Below are 15,257 nucleotides of genomic sequence, written 5' to 3' on the forward strand. Positions count from 1 at the left end.
GACCGCTCAGGCGCAGACCGCCACCTTCCGGGGACGGCCGCGGGGACGCTTGCGGGCGATGACGACACCCTGGTCGAGGATCTCGCCGCCCCACACCCCCCACGGCTCGGCACGGTCGAGGGCGGCGCTCAGGCACCGGGCTCGGACGGGGCACGCCGCGCACAGCGACTTGGCCTGTTCGAGTTCGGCGGGGGTGTCCGCGAACCAGAGGTCGGGGTTGTCGGCTCGGCACGGCAGCTCGCGTCGCACGAGACCGATCACGGTCGGCTCGCTCGTGGCGGTCCGGGAATCGTCTCGGCAGGTGACGGATGGCACGTCATGCTCCTTAGGCTTCTTCGGTGGTGTCAGGTCGTGGTGCGAACCTGTAGCCGGGCCTGGAGCTTGGTGCTCGAAACAAGAAGGCCACGGTCCGCTGGTGCGTCCGTGGCCGAGAGGAAGGAGTGATTCCTACCGAGTGGTGACTCGGGGTCTACTCCTGGGCACGGACGAGAGGGCTGCTGCGCGATGGCGCACAACGCGATTCGGCATTGCCGACCACGCTGCCGCGGGCAGGTGAGCGGCGGGTGCGATGCGAGTGGTCGCTGCGACGCCTGGCGCGCTGCCGTTCCAATCGATCATTGCCAATCACCTCCCTTTCTCTCGTGCGGACTGTCGTTCCTTCTTCGGTCCTGCAGCGGCGAGCCGAAGCTCGCCGCGTCGGAAACCAGGGTATGCGGTGTCCTACAAACCGCACAACCCATTTTTGACCTGCAGTTTTACTGCAATCCGGTCACGGCGTCAGCTCCGGGTCGCCGGCAGGCCGCTCGCCGCGCACCACCGCGAGGACGTCGGCCCCGAAGCGCTCGAGCTTCGCCGCCCCGATCCCCGGGATCGCCACCAGGCCGCGGTCGTCCTTCGGCTGCTGCTCGGCGATCGCGGTGAGCGTGGCGTCGCTGAACACCACGTAGGCCGGCACCTTCAGCTCCTTCGACTTCTCGGATCGCCATGCCTTGAGCGAGTCGAACAGCGCGGCGTCGAGGTTCGACGGGCAGGTCTCGCAGCGTCCGAGCATCGTCGCCGCGGTGCCGAGCAACGGCTTTCCGCACACCCGGCAGCGCGGCTGCTTCTTCGGCGACGCCGCGGGCGTCGCGATCCGGGACGCAGGCGAGTCGTCCGGGATCAGGCCGTGCAGGAACCTGGAGCGTCGGCGCGACTTCCGGCCGCCCTCGTTCCGGGCCAGCGCCCACGACAGCTGCAGGTGTTCCCGGGCCCGGGTGACCCCGACGTAGAGCAGGCGACGCTCCTCCTCGATCGCCGCCTCGTCGGCGGGGGTCTTGCTGTCCCCCAGCGCGTGCGCGATCGGCAGGGTGCCGTCGGCGAGGCCGACCAGGAACACCGCGTCCCACTCGAGGCCCTTGGCCGCGTGCAGCGACGCCAACGTCACGCCCTGCACCGTCGGTGGGTGCCGGGCCTCGGCCCGGGCGGCGAGGTCGCTGAGCAGCCCGGCCAGGTCCAGTTCCGGCTCGTGGGTCAGCAGGTCGTCGGTGAGCTGGACCAGCGCGCCGAGCGAGGCCCAACGCTCGCGGGCCTGCGCGCCGACGGGTTCGGTGTCGGTCAGCCCGAGCGGCACCAGCACCGCACGCACCAGGGTGAGCAGGCCCGGGCCGTGGTCGGCGCCGTCGGGCAGGTCGTCGCGGGACGCGGCCTGGCGCAGCGCGGAGACCGCCTGCCGCACCTCCTGCCGCATGAAGAAGCCCTCGCCACCGCGCAACTGGTACGGGATGTCGAGTTCGGTCAGGGCCTGCTCGTGCACCTCCGACTGCGCGTTGATCCGGTAGAGCACCGCGATCTCCGCGGCCGGGGTGCCGGCCGCGATCAGCTTGGCGATCGCCTTCGCGACGGCGGCCGCCTCGGCGGGCTCGTCGTCGAACTCGGCGAACGTCGGTTCCGGGCCGGGCGCACGCTGACCGATCAGCTGCAGCCGGGTGCCCGCGATCCGGCCACGGGCCGCGCCGATCACCCGGTTCGCGAGGGAGACCACCTCCGGGGTGGACCGGTAGTCGCGTTCCAGGCGCACCACGGTCGCCTCGGGGAACCGTCGGGAGAAGTCGAGCAGGTAGCGCGGGGTGGCGCCGGTGAACGAGTAGATGGTCTGGTTCGCATCGCCGACGACCGTGAGGTCGTCGCGCTCGCCCAGCCACGCGTCGAGCACCCGCTGCTGCAGCGGCGTCACGTCCTGGTACTCGTCGACCACGAAGCAGCGGTAGCGGTCCCGGAACTCCTCGGCCACCGCGGAGTTCTCCTCGAGCGCGGCGGCGGTGTGCAGCAGCAGGTCGTCGAAGTCGAGCAGCATGCCGTCGCCGCGGACCTTGAGGGCCTCGTAGGCGGCGTACACGTCGGCCACCTTGGCCGGGTCCGCAGGCGGCTCCCGCCGCACCCGGGCCGACGCCGCGGCGTAGTCCTCCGGCGCGATCAGCGAGGCCTTCGACCACTCGATCTCGCCGGCCAGGTCCCGCACGCTCTCGTTGCTGGTCGGCAGGCCGACCCGGTTCGCGGCCTGGGCCACGATGGTGAACTTTCGGTCGAGCAGGTCCCACTGCGTGTCGCCGACCACCTGCGGCCAGAAGTAGCGCAACTGGCGCAGCGCCGCGGCGTGGAAGGTACGCGCCTGCACCTGGCTGGCGCCCTCCCCGATGCCGAGGGTGCGCAGCCGGGCCCGCATCTCGCCGGCCGCGCGGGCGGTGAAGGTGACCGCGAGTACCTGACCGGCGGAGACGTGGCCGCCCGCAACCAGGTGCCCGATGCGTCGGGTGATGGTGCGGGTCTTGCCCGTCCCGGCACCCGCGAGCACGCACACGGGGCCGCGCGGGGCGAGTACCGCGGCCGACTGCTGAGGGTCCAGACCGGTCTCGGTCGCGTCGGCTGACATGACGGCCATTCTGTCAGGGGGTACCGACAACCGGCCCATCGCGTCGGCCGTGGAACAACCCGCGTCGGTCGCGACGTTGTACCCGCCGTGACTGCAACCGATACCGCCACCGCCCTGACCATCTACTCCACCACCTGGTGCGGGTACTGCCGCCGGCTCAAGAAGCAGCTCGACGAGTCCGGCATCAGCTACGTCGAGATCGACATCGAGGACGATCCCGCGTCCGCCGACTTCGTCGGCCAGGTCAACGGCGGCAACCACGTCGTCCCGACCGTGAAGTTCGCGGACGGCAGCACCGCGACCAACCCGTCGCTCGCCGACGTCAAGAAGGCCCTGGGCCTGTAGGGAAGTCCCCACCGACGGCGTGGGCCGGGCCCGTCAGGCCTTGGCCCACGCCTCGAGCATGCCGCGCGCGATCGACACCGATCCCGGCACCAGCAGCCGCGCATCCGAGTCCGACGCCCAGTCGCCTGCGGCCAACGCCGCCCGCACCTCGTCCCGGCCGAACCAGTGCGCCTCCACGATCTCGCCGTCGGCGAAGACCAGCGGCGCCTCCGGGTCACCGACCGCGGAGAACCCGATCATCACCGACCGCGGGAACGGCCAGGGCTGGCTGCCGAGGTACCGCACGTCGCGGACCGTGATCCCGACCTCCTCGGCGATCTCCCGGATCACGCAGGTCTCCAGCGCCTCCCCCGCCTCCACGAACCCGGCCAGCACCGAGAAGCGCCGCTCCGGCCAGTGTGGGCCCCGCGCCAGCAGCACCCGGTCGGCGCCGTCGTGGACCAGGCAGATCACCGCCGGGTCGGTGCGCGGGAACTCCTCGTGGCCGGTGCTCGTGCTGTGTCGTGACCATCCGGAGAGCGTCGGCGTCGTCGGTGCCCCGTCGAGCGCGCTGAAGCCCGCGCTGTCGTGCCAGTTCAGCACCGCCACCGCGGTGGTGAGCAGCCCGGCGCTGGAGTCGCCGAGCCGATGGCCGATCAGCCGCAGGTCGCCGAGTTCACCGGTCAGCGCCGCGACCCGGACGGCCCAGAGGTGCCGACCGTCGCGCCTGCCCAGGAACACCGCGCCCGGCACCGGCTCGGCACCGAGCTCGGCGGCCGGCTCGAGCAGCAGGTCCGTCCCGTCGAGCCGCACCTGACCGCGACGGGTCACCCGCAGCACCGCGGCACCCGCCCAGCCCGCGCGCAGCGCGTCCTCGTCCGCGCGCAGCTCCTCGGCGCGGTCGAGCGCCGAACGGGAGAGCAACGGCAGGTCGGTCATCTCGAAGTCAGCCACGCCCCAACCCTAGGTGCGGCCGCGCGCCGTCCCGTACCGGACGCGCTACTTGGTGACCCGGCGGATGTACAGCAGCCGGTCGCCGGACTCGACCGCGTCGACCTCGGGTTCGCCGACCCGGTACAGCCGGCCGGCACGAACCACGCCGAGCACGATGTCCGCCAGGTGCCGCGGGGACCCGCCGACCTCGTCGCGCTCCACCTCGCGTTCGGCGATCGCGAAGCCGGCCTCCGGGGTGAGCAGGTCCTCGATCATCTCCACGACCGTCGGGGTGGTGCGGGCGATCCCGAGCAGCCGACCGGCGGTCTCGGACGAGATCACCACCGAGTCCGCGCCCGACTGGCGCAGCAGGTGCGCGTTGTCGCTCTCCCGGATGGACGCGACGATCTTGGCCTTCGGTCCGACCTCGCGGGCGGTCAGCGTGACCAGTACCGCCGTGTCGTCGCGGTTGACGGCCACGATGATCGACGCCGCGTGCTGCACCCCCGCCAGCCGGAGCACGTCGGACTTGGTGGCGTTGCCGAGCACGGTCACCAGACCGAGACTCTCGGCGGCGTCGAGGATGGTCTGGTCGGTGTCCACGACCACGATGTCCGACGGCGGGATGTCGTCACCGAGCATCGCCTCCACCGCGGTGCGGCCCTTGGTGCCGTAGCCGACGACGACGGTGTGATTGCGCACGGACTTCCTCCAACGCTGGATCTTGAATGCCTGGCGGGACCGCTCGGTGAGGACCGTGAGCGTGGTGCCGACCAGGATGATGAGGAACATCACGCGCAGCGGCGTGATGAGGATGACGTTGATCAGTCGCGCGCTCGGGGTGATCGGCGTGATGTCGCCGTAGCCGGTCGTCGAGAGCGAGACGGTCGCGTAGTACAGGCAGTCCAGGAACGAGAGCTCGTTCTCCTGGGCGTCCCGGTAGCCGTCCCGGTCGATGTAGATCACCAGCACCGCGAGCATCAGGACGGCGACCGCCATCAGGACCCGGCGGAAGATCGCCCGGGCGGGGCTCATCAGGTGCTCGGGGATCCGCAGGACACCCACCAGCGTGTAGTCCGGCCTGTTGGTCAGCGCCTCCTGATTGGCCAGGCGCGCACGCAGATTACCGGCCATGAGGGGCTTCCTCGTTCGCAGACATCGGCTGGGAGCCTAACCGAGTCCGAGGGACCGGGCGTCGTGGACCGACCGACGAGTCGCCGTGGCGGTCCGGGCGCTGCTCGGGCAGGGTTGACGCCATGGCCCTCACCCCCAGTACCGGACTCGCCGCACTGCTCCTCGGCGCCGGCGCCCTGCACTTCGTCAACCCGAAGCCGTTCGACTCGATCGTGCCGCGGCAGCTGCCCGGCGGCGCGCGGCCGTACACCTACGCCTCGGGCGCCGCGGAACTCGCCATCGGCGCCGCGATCGCGGTGCCGCGCACCCGCAGGCTCGGCGGCACCGCCGCGGCCGCCCTGTTCGTCGCGGTGTTCCCCGCCAACGTGCAGATGGCCGTCGACTGGGTCCGCCGCGACTCGACCCCGTTGCCGCTCAAGGCCGTCGCGGTGGCCCGCCTGCCCCTGCAGCTGCCGCTGATCCTGGCCGCGCTGGCGGTGCGGCGCCGCGCCCGCTGACCGCGCCTCAGCCCCGCGCCGCCGCCGCGCTGGCCCCGGCCGACTCGATCAGGCCGGCCAGTGCCGCGCCGTCCGGAAGCTCCTCCGGGGCGATGGTGCGGCCCGACCTGACGTAGTGGAACGCCGCCCGAACCCGCTGCAACGCCACGGGTTCGCCGCCCCGCGCCACGTTGCGGGCGGACATCAACTCGGCCCAGGCCAACCGGTAGGCGGCGAGCTGCATCGCGACGGCCGGCTCGTCCGACGCCGCCGGTTCGGCCCCGGTCTTCCAGTCGATCACCGTCCAGCCGCCGTCCGCGTCGGCGAAGACCGCATCGATCCGCCCCCGGACCACCGTCCCGGCGAGCGAGGTCTCGAACGGCACCTCCACCTCGACCGGGCTCCGGTCCGCCCACTTCGACCGCAGGAACGCGTCCTGCAGGGCCGTCAGCTCGCCGTCGCCTGCGCCCTCGACGTCCGCCGCGCCGGGCAGCTCGTCCATGTCCAGCAGCCGGCTCGCGCCGAACCGTCGCTCCACCCAGGCGTGGAAGGCGGTTCCCCTGCGGGCCAACGGGTTCGGCGGGTAGGGCAGCGGCCGGCGCAACCGGGCCGCCAACTCGTCGGGCGAGGCGGCCAGGTCCACGAGCTGACTGACCGACAGCTGCGCAGGCAGCATCACCTCCGCGCGGGCGGCCGCCCGGCGGGCCCGCTCGGCGAGCAGCGCGTCGACGTCCGCGGCCCACCCCTCGGGGTCGTCGGCCTCGCGGTCGGGGTCGTCGGTCTCGGCGGGTTCGGGTTCGGGGGCCGCGAGCGCGTCCAGCACCAGCTGGGCACCGGCGAGCACGCCGGCCCGCCGGGCCCCCAACGGGTCCGGCGGCCACTGCGCGGCGCCGGACTCCGCGGTCAGCGGGTTCTCCGACTCGGCCTCGGGCACCGGTGCCCACGACTCGACCGCGCCGATCGGCTCGTCCGTCTCCGCCGCGGCCAGCACCAGTTCGCGGATCTCGGACAGGAAGTCCGACGGCCCCTTCGGCGTGCTGCCCGACTCGGCCCAGTGGTGCCCGGAGACGAACAGCGCGCGCTCGGTCCTGGTGAGCGCGACGTAGAACAGGCGCCGGTCCTCGTCGAGCTTGCGCTGGGCCAGCGCCTTCCGGTGCGCGGTGACCGCGTCCTCGAGATCCTTCCGGTCGTACACGTCCTCCAGGTCCAGGACCGGGATGCCGTCGGCGTCGTCGCCCGGCCGCGCCCGGTCCCCGCGCAGGGACGGCGGCAGTTCGCCGACCGAGCCGAGCCAGCTGCCCGACGCCGTCGAGGACGGGAACACCCCGTCCACCACGTGCGGCACGGCGACCACCTCCCACTCCAGGCCCTTCGCCGAGTGCACGGTGAGCACCTGCACGCGGTCCGGCGCGACCTCCACCTCGCCGGGTGCCAGCCCCTTCTCCACCGTCTCCGCGGCGGCCAGGAAGGCGAGCAGCCCGGTCAGGGTGGCCGACGGGGTCCGGGCGTACCCGGCCACCGCGTCGGCGAAGGCGTCGAGGTGTTCTCGGCCCGCTCCCCCGCTGCCGGACCAGCTCAGCCGGGCCTGCGCCTCGATGCCGATGCCGAGCACCCGCTCGACCTCCGCCACCAGCTCGGTCAGCGGCTGGCCAATGCGTTCCCGCAACGACGCCAGCTCCGCCGCCAGCGCCCCGATCCGGGCATACCCGAGGGTCGAATAGCGTTGGGCGCCACCGGGGTCCGCGATGGCGTCGGCCAGTCCCGCCAGCTCCGCGTGTTCGCCGGGCAACGCAGCCTCGAGCGCCTGGTCCAGGCCTGCCACGTCGGTGACGGCGCCACCGGCGGCCCGGGAACCGCCGATCGCGAGTTCGCGGGCCCGCCGCCACAGCGCCGCCAGGTCGGCCGCCCCGAGCTGCCAGCGGGCCCCCGTCAGCACCCGCATCGCGGCACTGCCTGCCAACGGGTCGGCCACCATCCGGAGCATCGCGATGACGTCGGCGACCTCCGGCGTGTGCAGCAGCCCACCGAGCCCGACCACCTCGACCGGCAGGTCGCGGCGGCGCAGCGCGGCCGCCATCGGTGCGGCGTCGGCGTTGCGCCGGATCAGCACCGCCGCGGTCGGGAGCGGCAGGCCGGCCTCGCGGGCGGCGTCGTACTCCCCCGCGATCCGCTCGGCAATCCAGTCGCGTTCGCGCTCGACGTCCTCGGCGAGGCAGAGCGCGATGTCGCCCGCGACCGCGCCGGGCCGCGGGCGCAACTGCTGCACCGGGACGCCCCGCTCGCGCAGCGGCGCCGACACCGCGTTGGCCAGTTCCAGCGCCTCCGGGGGATTGCGCCAGCTGGTCAGGAGCTCGAGTCGCGGCGCGGGCCGCCCGCCGGGCAACGGGAAGTCCGTGGCGAACCGCGGCAGGTTGGCGGCGGAGGCACCCCGCCAGCCGTAGATGGACTGCATCGGGTCACCGACCGCGGTCAACGCGAGGCCGTCGTCCGCACCGCCGCCGAACAGCGACGACAACAGCACCCGCTGCGCGTGACCGGTGTCCTGGTACTCGTCGAGCAGCACCACCCGGAACCGCTGCCGCTCGGCCCGGCCGACCTCGGCGTGCTCGGCGGCGACCCGTGCGGCCAGGGACATCTGGCTGCCGAAGTCGAGGGCGCCCTCGCGGCGCAGCGTCTCGGCGACCCGCTGCACCAGCGGCAGCAACGCGACCCGCTCGTGCTGGGTCTCGAGCAGCCCGAGCAGCTCCTTCTTCGGGCCGCCCCGCTGCTTCGGCCCGGCGGGCAGGGTGTGGATCAGCTTGTCCAGATCGGTGTGCGCCTCACGCAGGTCCGCCGGCTCCACCAGGTGCTCGGCGAGCTGGCCGGACAGCGCGAGCACCGCCTCGGTCAGTGAGGTGGGGTTGCGATCGGTGTCCAGCTCGCCGTCCCACGAACTGACCACCCGGTGCGCGAGCTGCCACAGCGCGGTCTCCGAGAGCAGCTCGGCCGAGGGCTCCATCGGCAGCAGCAGCCCGTGCTCGGTGAGCAGCCGTCCCGCGTAGGAGTGGTAGGTGCTCACCTCCGGCTCGCCCGCGAGGATCCGGCCGCGCAGCCCGCCGCTGGGGTCGAGCGAGCGCAGCAGGTCCGAACCGGCGAGGCGGGCCAGGCGCTGCCGGATCCGGGCGGTGAGCTGCTGGGCCGCCTTCCGAGTGAAGGTGAGCCCGAGCACCTGCTCCGGGTCGACCAGTCCGTTCGCGACGAGCCACACCACCCGGGCGGCCATCGTCTCGGTCTTGCCCGCGCCCGCCCCCGCCACCACCAGCGTCGGGCCGATCGGCGCGGCGATCACCGCCGCCTGTTCCGCCGTCGGCGGGTGCTGACCGAGGGCGACGGCCAGCTGTTCGGGGCTCACCCGTGCCGCGCCGGTTCGTCGTGTCGTCACTGCTCGGTCACCTGTCGTCCGGTCTCCTGGGCGGGGCAGCTCGAGAACACCGGGCAGTGCCGGCAGCCGTCGTTGGGCCGGGCCCAGAAGTGCGGCCCCTGCGTCGCGGCCGCGGCGCCGTGCACCACGTCCAACCACTGCGCCTGCGAGTGCTCGTCGAGCGGCGGTTGCACACGCTGCGCCGCGCCGTCCTTCTTGTGCGGCGCGGCGACGAACACCAGCCGGCCGCCGCCGGGCTGGGCCGCGGGCTCGCCCTCGACCGCCCCGGCCAGCACGGCGAGCTGGTAGCTCGCAAGCTGGGCGTGCTGCTGCGCGGCCTCCTTCGTCACCGGCGTCCGGGCGGTCTTCACGTCGACGATCACCGGCCGACCCTCGAGGTCCCGTTCGAGCCGGTCGATCCGGCCGCGCAACTGGATCGACGGCTCGCCCTCGGTGCGCGGTTCGATCACGCCGTCGACCTCGACCTCGACGCCCACCTCGGTCAGTTCCGCGCGCGAGAGCCGGAGCCACGCGGAGAAGGAGTCGAGCATCTGCGCGGTCCGGTCCATCTCCCGCCGCGAGTACCACTGCGAGCCGAGGTCGACCGCGTCCCACGCGCTCGCCAGTGCCCGGCGGACCTGCTCGGGCGGCAGGTTGCCCGCCAGCGCCTGCACCAGCGTGTGCACCAGCGTGCCCGCCACGGCGTGCGTCTTCTCGCCGTCGGTGCCGCCGTTCCGCTCGAGCACCCAGCGCAGCGGGCAGGCGTCGAGCTGCTCGATGGTCGACGGCGAGAGCGGCACCGGTCCGTCCTCGACCTCCCACAGCGCCGCCTCCGTGCTCACCCCGCCCACGCCGTACCAGTGCTCGGGGTGCGCACCGCGCACCCCGGCCCGGGCCAGCCGGGCCAGCTGCCGCGCGGCCCGGGCCTGCGACTGCGGGTCCGAGACCGCGAGCTCCGGATCGCATACGGCGCGGCGCAGTTCGGCGACGAGTGCGGGCAGCGCGAGCACCCGGCCCGCGGGCAGCGGCGCCGGCGCGACCGGGTCCGCCGAGTCGCCGTCCACGGCGCCGATCAGTTCGTCGACGAAGCGCGAGGGCACCAGGTCGGTGTCGCCGGACGCGGAGTCGACCGCGGTGACCAGCAGCGTGCGCCGGGCGCGGCTGCACGCCAGCAGGAACAGCCGACGTTCCTCGGCCAGCAGCGGCGCGGTCCGGGACAGCTGCGCCGCCGTCGTCGCCGTCTCGTCACCGACGCCCGCGGTGAGGTCCACCAGCGCCTCGGTGCCGAGCAGGGTTCCGCGTGATCGCAGTCCCGGCCACAGCCCCTCCTGGACGCCGGCCACCACCACCACGTCCCATTCCCGGCCCACCGCCGAGTGCGCGCTGAGCACCGCGACCGACTCCCCCGGCACCGCCGCGGCCGACCGCGGGTCGCTCGGGATCTCTTGTTCGGCAAGGTATTCGACGAAACCGACCAGGCTGGCCCGGGGCAGCCGGTCCACGTAGTTGGCGGCCCGGTCGAACAGTGCCACCACCGCATCGAGGTCGCGGTCGGCCTGCGCTCCGATCGGTCCACCTCGGGCCGATGCCGTCGCCCACCGCTTCTCCAGCCCGGTCGCCCGCCAGCAGGTCCACAGCACGGTCTCCACCCCGCGGCCCTGGCGATGCGCGGCGCGGGCCTGCCCGAGGATGGAGAGCAGCCGACGCAGCGCCGCGAACTCGACGTCGGTGAGCGCGCCGAGCAGTTCGCCGTGTTCGTCCTCGCCGTCGACGATCAGCAGTCGCAGCAGCTCGGCCGAGTCGCGCTCGCCGCCCGCGGCCAGTTCGACTCGTCTCAGGCCGCGGCGCAGCCGGCGCAGGGTCACCGGGTCGGCGCCGCCCACCGGACCCGACACCAACGCCAACGCGTCCTCGCCGCTGAACTCGTCGGCCGCGACGGCCCGCATCGCCAGCAGCAACCCACCGACCGCGTGCTGGCGGGCCAGCGGAAGCTCGGAGGCCGCGGTGGTGACCGGCACCCCCGCCGCCAGCAGCGCCCGGCGCAGCGGAGCCAGTGCCCGCGGCACCGACCGCACGATCACGGCCATCGACGACCACGGCACCTCGTCGTGCAGGTGCGCCCGGCGCAGGGTGTCCGCGATCAGCGCCGACTCCTTGCCCTGGGTGCCGAGCACCTCGACGTGCGCCCGGCCCGGTTCGCCGCCCGGCACCGTCGCCGCACCGCGGTGCGGGGGCAGTCCGGGCAGTCGCCCGGCGATCGAGCCCACCAGTGCACCGATCCGCTCGGCGCTGCGGTGCGCGACGTCGAGCACCACCTGCCGGTCCGACCCGCGCTCGGCGAGGTCCGTCAGGAATCGCGAGTCCGCGCCGCGAAAGCCGAACACCGCCTGGTCCGGGTCTCCGGCCACCACCGTCTCGGCGCCGGTGCCCAGCAACCGGACCAGCTCCGCGGCCTGCGGGTCGAGGTGCTGCGCGTCGTCGACGTAGAGGTGCCGGATGCGCAGGCGTTCCCGCTGCAGCAGGTCCGGGTCCGTGGCGAAGGCGGTGAGCGCGGCGCCGACGAGTTCGGCGGCGTCGAGCGCGGGCGCGGTCGCCTCCGGCGCCTCCACACCGACCGCGCCGCGCAGCAGCATCACCTGCTCGTAGCGGATGGCGAACTGCCCGGCCGCCACCCACTCGGGCCGCGAGTGCGCCCGGCCGAGGTCCACCAGGTCCTCCGGCCCGAGTCCGCGTTCACCCGCCCGCAGCATCAGGTCCCGGAGTTCGACGGCGAAACCCGTCATCGGCAGCGCAGGCCGCAGCCGCTCCGGCCAGTGCTCGGCCCCGTCCGCGACGTCGCCGCGGAGCATCTCGCGCAGCACCGCGTCCTGCTCCGCGCCGGTGATCAGCCGCGGGGGCGGGTTGGCGTGCGCGGCGGCCTGCAGCCGCAGGACCGCGAAGGCATAGGAGTGCACGGTCCGCACCAGCGGCTCCCGGGTGGCCCCGGAGGGCCCGGCGCCGAGCAGGCCTGCGGTGATCGCCTCGCGGACGGCGGTGGCGGCCTTGCGCGAATGCGTCAGCACCAGGACCGACTCGGGGTCGCCGTCGGGGCCGCCGATCCGCGACGCCGCGAGGTCCACCAGGAGCGAGGTCTTCCCGGTGCCCGGCCCGCCGAGAACCTGCCAGGGCCGCCAGCGGTGACCACGGGCGGGCGGGCCCTCGGGCCGCCCGGGGGTGAGCAGGGGTTGGACCTGCGGCCCCCATTCCCGAGTCGGGGGCGCGGTCGACGCACGACGGACCAGCGTCGCCGTCGACCTCTCCACCTTGCCCCTGCTCTTCATGGCAGGCATTCCATCACGGGCCGCCGACAGCCCCGCCGCCCGCTCTTCGGGCGTCGGTGGGATCGGGCAGGATGGCACCCGTGAGCGATCTCGAGATCCACCGGTACGGGCCCGTCGACGGCCCGGTCGTCTTCGGCCTGCACGGCATGACCGGGCACGGGCAACGCTGGCAGCACCTCGCCGAGCGCTACCTCCCGCAGGCCCGGGTGATCGCGCCCGACCTCCGGGGGCACGGCCGCTCCACCTGGGCGCCGCCGTGGGGCCTCGCGGATCAGGTCGAGAGCCTCGTCGCCCTGCTCGAGGCGGAGACCGCCGAGCCGGTGGTGCTGGTCGGGCACTCGTACGGCGGCGCGATCGCCATCCATCTCGCCCGCCGGGTACCGGACCGGGTCCGGGCGCTGGTCCTGCTCGATCCCGCGATCGGGATGAACCCCGCCCGGATGCTCGAGATCGCGGACCTGACGGTGCGCTACCCCGACTACACGGACGCGGCGGAGGCTCGCTCGGAGAAGGTGCACGGAGCCTGGGCGGGCGTCGACACCGAGGTGCTGGACGCGGAGATGGCCGAGCACCTGGTCGAACTCGACGGCGGCCGGGTCGGCTGGCGCTACAGCGTGCCCGCAGTGGTGGCGTCCTGGGGTGAGCTGGCCCGGCCCGCCGTGTTGCCGCCTGCGGACCTGCCGACGGTGCTGGTGCCTGCGCTGCGGGTGCAGCCGCCGTACCTCTCGCCCGGCTACCGCGCGGAACTCGCCGCGCACCTCGGCGACCGGCTGACCGTCGCGGCGATGGACGTCGACCACATGGTGGCCCAGGCCCGGCCCGGCGAGGTCGCCGCCCTGATCGAGAAGCTGCTCTAGCCGTGGCCGCCACCACCGAGGAGCAGATCGAGCGGGTCCGGGCCCTCGTCGCCGCGATCCCGTCCGGCAAGGTGGCGACCTACGGCGACATCGCGGCGGCGGCCGGGCTGTCGAGTGCCCGCACGGTGGGCTGGATCATGCGGACCGATTCCGCCGACCTGCCGTGGCACCGGGTGATCGGCGCGTCCGGGCGGCCTGCCGCACATCTCGCCCACCGGCAGATCTCCCAGCTGGCGCTGGAGGGTGTCCCGGTCGACGACGGCCGGGTGGACCTGCGCGTGGCCCGGCACCGCTTCTGACCGGACTGCCTGGCCACCGAGGTAGGCCGTGCCACCGATCCGCCTGCGGCACGGCACCTACCCGTCAGCAGGCGACGGTGATCGCGTACTCGCCTGCGGCGGACACCGGCACCGAGACCCGCGAACCGCCTGCGACCGAGCGGACCGTTGCCGCTCCGACGTTGGTACCCGAGACCTCGGGCTGCGCGCAGCGGGCGGGAACCCAGATGTCCGCGGAGACCCCGGCCCGGTCCGCGACACCCTCGACCTCGAGCGCGCCGCTGGGTACGTCGGCGCGGATCGCGGTCAGCTCGCCGGGGACCGCGCGCGGGTAGCCGCGGTTCAGGATGGCCCGAATCGGGCTGTCCTCAGGGAAACTCTCGAACTCGCCGAACGTGCCGGGCTCGCAGTCCGGCCGGTTGCCCCGAGTCTGGACGTTGTGCGGGTCACCGCAGGCCTGCTTCCACTGCCACCAGGTGCCGCCGACCAGGTGGGCGTCCTCCTGCGCCGCGTACCGGGCGACCTTGTCCGTGTTGGCCGCGTCGTCACCGAAGTAGCCCCACTCGCCGGAGAAGAACGGGGTGCCGTAGTTCTTCCCCGCCGCCGCGGCGTTGGCGAAGCCCGACTCGATGGTCCCGGCGGCCAGCGGCAGCGACTCGTTGTAGATGTGTGGCGCGAAGACCAGGTTGGGATCGGAGAGGAACGAGGGCCGCGCTGCCGCGTCGATCGAACCCGACGAACCCGACGAACCGGACGAACCGAGGAAGTCGCCGGGACCGGTGGCCGGCCCCGGGACCGGGAAGATGCTGGTGACGACGCCCGGCTCGAAGTAGGCGGTGTGGCTGAAGCCGCCCGGTGCGGCCGACTCGGCGGCGCGGATCGCCGGGATCAGCCGGTCGTAGAGCGTGCCGAGCTTCACGTAGTCGTTGAGGCCGAAGGACAGTCCCGGGTTCGGCTCGTTGAGCAGGTCGTAGCCGACGACGGTCGGGTCGGCGGCGAACCGGCCTGCCACGAACTGCCAGGCCTTGACGAACTCGCCCTGGATGCCGTTGACGTCGTTGTAGAAATTCTCGAACGACCGCTGGACCGCCACCGACACCTCGCGGGAGTCCGCGAGCCTGCAGGTGTCCGCGCCGCCCACCGTGGCGGTGGCCCACGCCGGGGCGCCGTCCCACCCGACCGCGGGCTTCATCGGCGCGGGGCAGGTCACCCCGTCCGGCGTGGCGACCGCCGTGCCCCAGGCGTCCTGGTGCATGTCGAGGATGACGCCGATGTCGTGGGCCTTGGCCCACGCCGTCGCCTGCGCGATGCGGTCGAGGTATGCCGAGTCGAACTGGCCCCGCTCCGGCGAGATCAGCGACCAGCTCATGATCAGCCGGACGACGTTGAAGCCCCGGGACGCGATGCCCGCGAAGTCGTCCTCGGTCAACGGCATCACCGGATCGAGGTCGGGGAACTCCTGGTAGTACTCGCCGAGCCCGTTGACGTTGATGCCGCGCAGCAGCACCGTGCGGCCCTGCTCGTCGACCATGCGCGGCGCCCCGGAGGTGCTGGTCGCCAGTCTGCTCGGGGACTGGCCTGCGGGCTCGGCGGCGACGGTGGCGGCGCCCGCGCTCATCGTTGCCGC

11 protein-coding genes are annotated in these 15,257 nt (G+C 73.7%); 4 read left to right on the forward strand and 7 right to left on the reverse strand.

Features of this window, described 5'->3' with window-relative positions; all coding sequences use genetic code 11:
• Window positions 1-6: 6 nt before the first annotated feature.
• Both ACFO6S_RS01905 and ACFO6S_RS01910 read right to left on the reverse strand, forming a co-directional pair.
• Entirely contained in the window at window positions 7-261 is a 255-nt protein-coding gene (locus ACFO6S_RS01905) for a WhiB family transcriptional regulator (protein ID WP_378414059.1), read from the reverse strand.
• 508 nt (window positions 262-769) lie between these two features.
• Window positions 770-2,908: an ATP-dependent DNA helicase UvrD2 gene (locus ACFO6S_RS01910; RefSeq protein ID WP_378413575.1), complete on the reverse strand. Its 2,139-nt coding sequence runs from the start codon at window positions 2,906-2,908 to the stop codon at window positions 770-772.
• Window positions 2,909-2,995: 87 nt separating this feature from the next.
• Here ACFO6S_RS01910 and ACFO6S_RS01915 point away from each other — a divergent pair, with 87 nt between their 5' ends.
• Window positions 2,996-3,253: a mycoredoxin gene (locus tag ACFO6S_RS01915; RefSeq protein ID WP_378413577.1), complete on the forward strand. Its 258-nt coding sequence runs from the start codon at window positions 2,996-2,998 to the stop codon at window positions 3,251-3,253.
• A 33-nt stretch (window positions 3,254-3,286) separates the two neighbouring features.
• Here the strand turns inward: ACFO6S_RS01915 and nudC are convergent, their stop codons facing one another.
• Both nudC and ACFO6S_RS01925 read right to left on the reverse strand, forming a co-directional pair.
• A complete protein-coding gene (nudC, locus tag ACFO6S_RS01920) occupies window positions 3,287-4,171 on the reverse strand; it encodes an NAD(+) diphosphatase (protein WP_378414061.1) in 885 nt (294 codons plus the stop codon).
• A gap of 60 nt (window positions 4,172-4,231) precedes the next feature.
• On the reverse strand, window positions 4,232-5,299 hold the full coding sequence (locus ACFO6S_RS01925) for a potassium channel family protein (RefSeq protein ID WP_378413579.1): 1,068 nt from the start codon (window positions 5,297-5,299) through the stop codon (window positions 4,232-4,234).
• Between the two features lie 122 nt (window positions 5,300-5,421).
• Here ACFO6S_RS01925 and ACFO6S_RS01930 point away from each other — a divergent pair, with 122 nt between their 5' ends.
• Window positions 5,422-5,796, forward strand: coding sequence for a DoxX family protein (locus ACFO6S_RS01930; RefSeq protein WP_378413581.1), 375 nt, complete (start codon window positions 5,422-5,424; stop codon window positions 5,794-5,796).
• Window positions 5,797-5,803: 7 nt separating this feature from the next.
• Here ACFO6S_RS01930 and ACFO6S_RS01935 read toward each other — a convergent pair whose 3' ends face one another.
• Both ACFO6S_RS01935 and ACFO6S_RS01940 read right to left on the reverse strand, forming a co-directional pair.
• Entirely contained in the window at window positions 5,804-9,196 is a 3,393-nt protein-coding gene (locus ACFO6S_RS01935; RefSeq protein ID WP_378413583.1) for an ATP-dependent helicase, read from the reverse strand.
• Window positions 9,193-12,504 carry an ATP-dependent helicase gene (locus ACFO6S_RS01940; protein WP_378413585.1) on the reverse strand — a complete coding sequence of 1,104 codons (3,312 nt, stop codon included), beginning with the start codon at window positions 12,502-12,504 and terminating at the stop codon, window positions 9,193-9,195. The genes ACFO6S_RS01935 and ACFO6S_RS01940 overlap by 4 nt, the downstream gene beginning before the upstream one ends.
• A gap of 62 nt (window positions 12,505-12,566) precedes the next feature.
• Here ACFO6S_RS01940 and ACFO6S_RS01945 point away from each other — a divergent pair, with 62 nt between their 5' ends.
• On the forward strand, window positions 12,567-13,352 hold the full coding sequence (locus ACFO6S_RS01945) for an alpha/beta fold hydrolase (RefSeq protein ID WP_378413587.1): 786 nt from the start codon (window positions 12,567-12,569) through the stop codon (window positions 13,350-13,352).
• A gap of 2 nt (window positions 13,353-13,354) precedes the next feature.
• Window positions 13,355-13,651, forward strand: coding sequence for an MGMT family protein (locus ACFO6S_RS01950; RefSeq protein WP_378413588.1), 297 nt, complete (start codon window positions 13,355-13,357; stop codon window positions 13,649-13,651).
• Window positions 13,652-13,715: 64 nt separating this feature from the next.
• On the opposite strand, the gene ACFO6S_RS01955 is transcribed toward ACFO6S_RS01950, so the two are convergent.
• The gene (locus ACFO6S_RS01955; protein ID WP_378413590.1) at window positions 13,716-15,248 is read right to left on the reverse strand and encodes a glycoside hydrolase family 5 protein; all 1,533 of its coding nucleotides are present in this window, start codon (window positions 15,246-15,248) and stop codon (window positions 13,716-13,718) included.
• Window positions 15,249-15,257 lie beyond the last annotated feature (9 nt).

This window comes from Rhodococcus kronopolitis (genome assembly GCF_042654025.1).
In the GTDB taxonomy this organism is placed as follows: Bacteria; Actinomycetota; Actinomycetes; order Mycobacteriales; family Mycobacteriaceae; genus Rhodococcus_G; species Rhodococcus_G kronopolitis.

Bases quoted from the DNA above. Each gene is read 5' to 3' on its own strand.
- ACFO6S_RS01910 (WP_378413575.1), bottom strand. From the start codon at position 2,908: ATGTCAGCCGACGCGACCGAGACCGGTCTGGACCCTCAGCAGTCGGCC.
- nudC (WP_378414061.1), bottom strand. From the start codon at position 4,171: ATGACCGACCTGCCGTTGCTCTCCCGTTCGGCGCTCGACCGCGCCGAG.
- ACFO6S_RS01925 (WP_378413579.1), bottom strand. From the start codon at position 5,299: ATGGCCGGTAATCTGCGTGCGCGCCTGGCCAATCAGGAGGCGCTGACC.
- ACFO6S_RS01930 (WP_378413581.1), top strand. From the start codon at position 5,422: ATGGCCCTCACCCCCAGTACCGGACTCGCCGCACTGCTCCTCGGCGCC.
- ACFO6S_RS01940 (WP_378413585.1), bottom strand. From the start codon at position 12,504: ATGCCTGCCATGAAGAGCAGGGGCAAGGTGGAGAGGTCGACGGCGACG.
- ACFO6S_RS01945 (WP_378413587.1), top strand. From the start codon at position 12,567: ATGGCACCCGTGAGCGATCTCGAGATCCACCGGTACGGGCCCGTCGAC.
- ACFO6S_RS01955 (WP_378413590.1), bottom strand. From the start codon at position 15,248: ATGAGCGCGGGCGCCGCCACCGTCGCCGCCGAGCCCGCAGGCCAGTCC.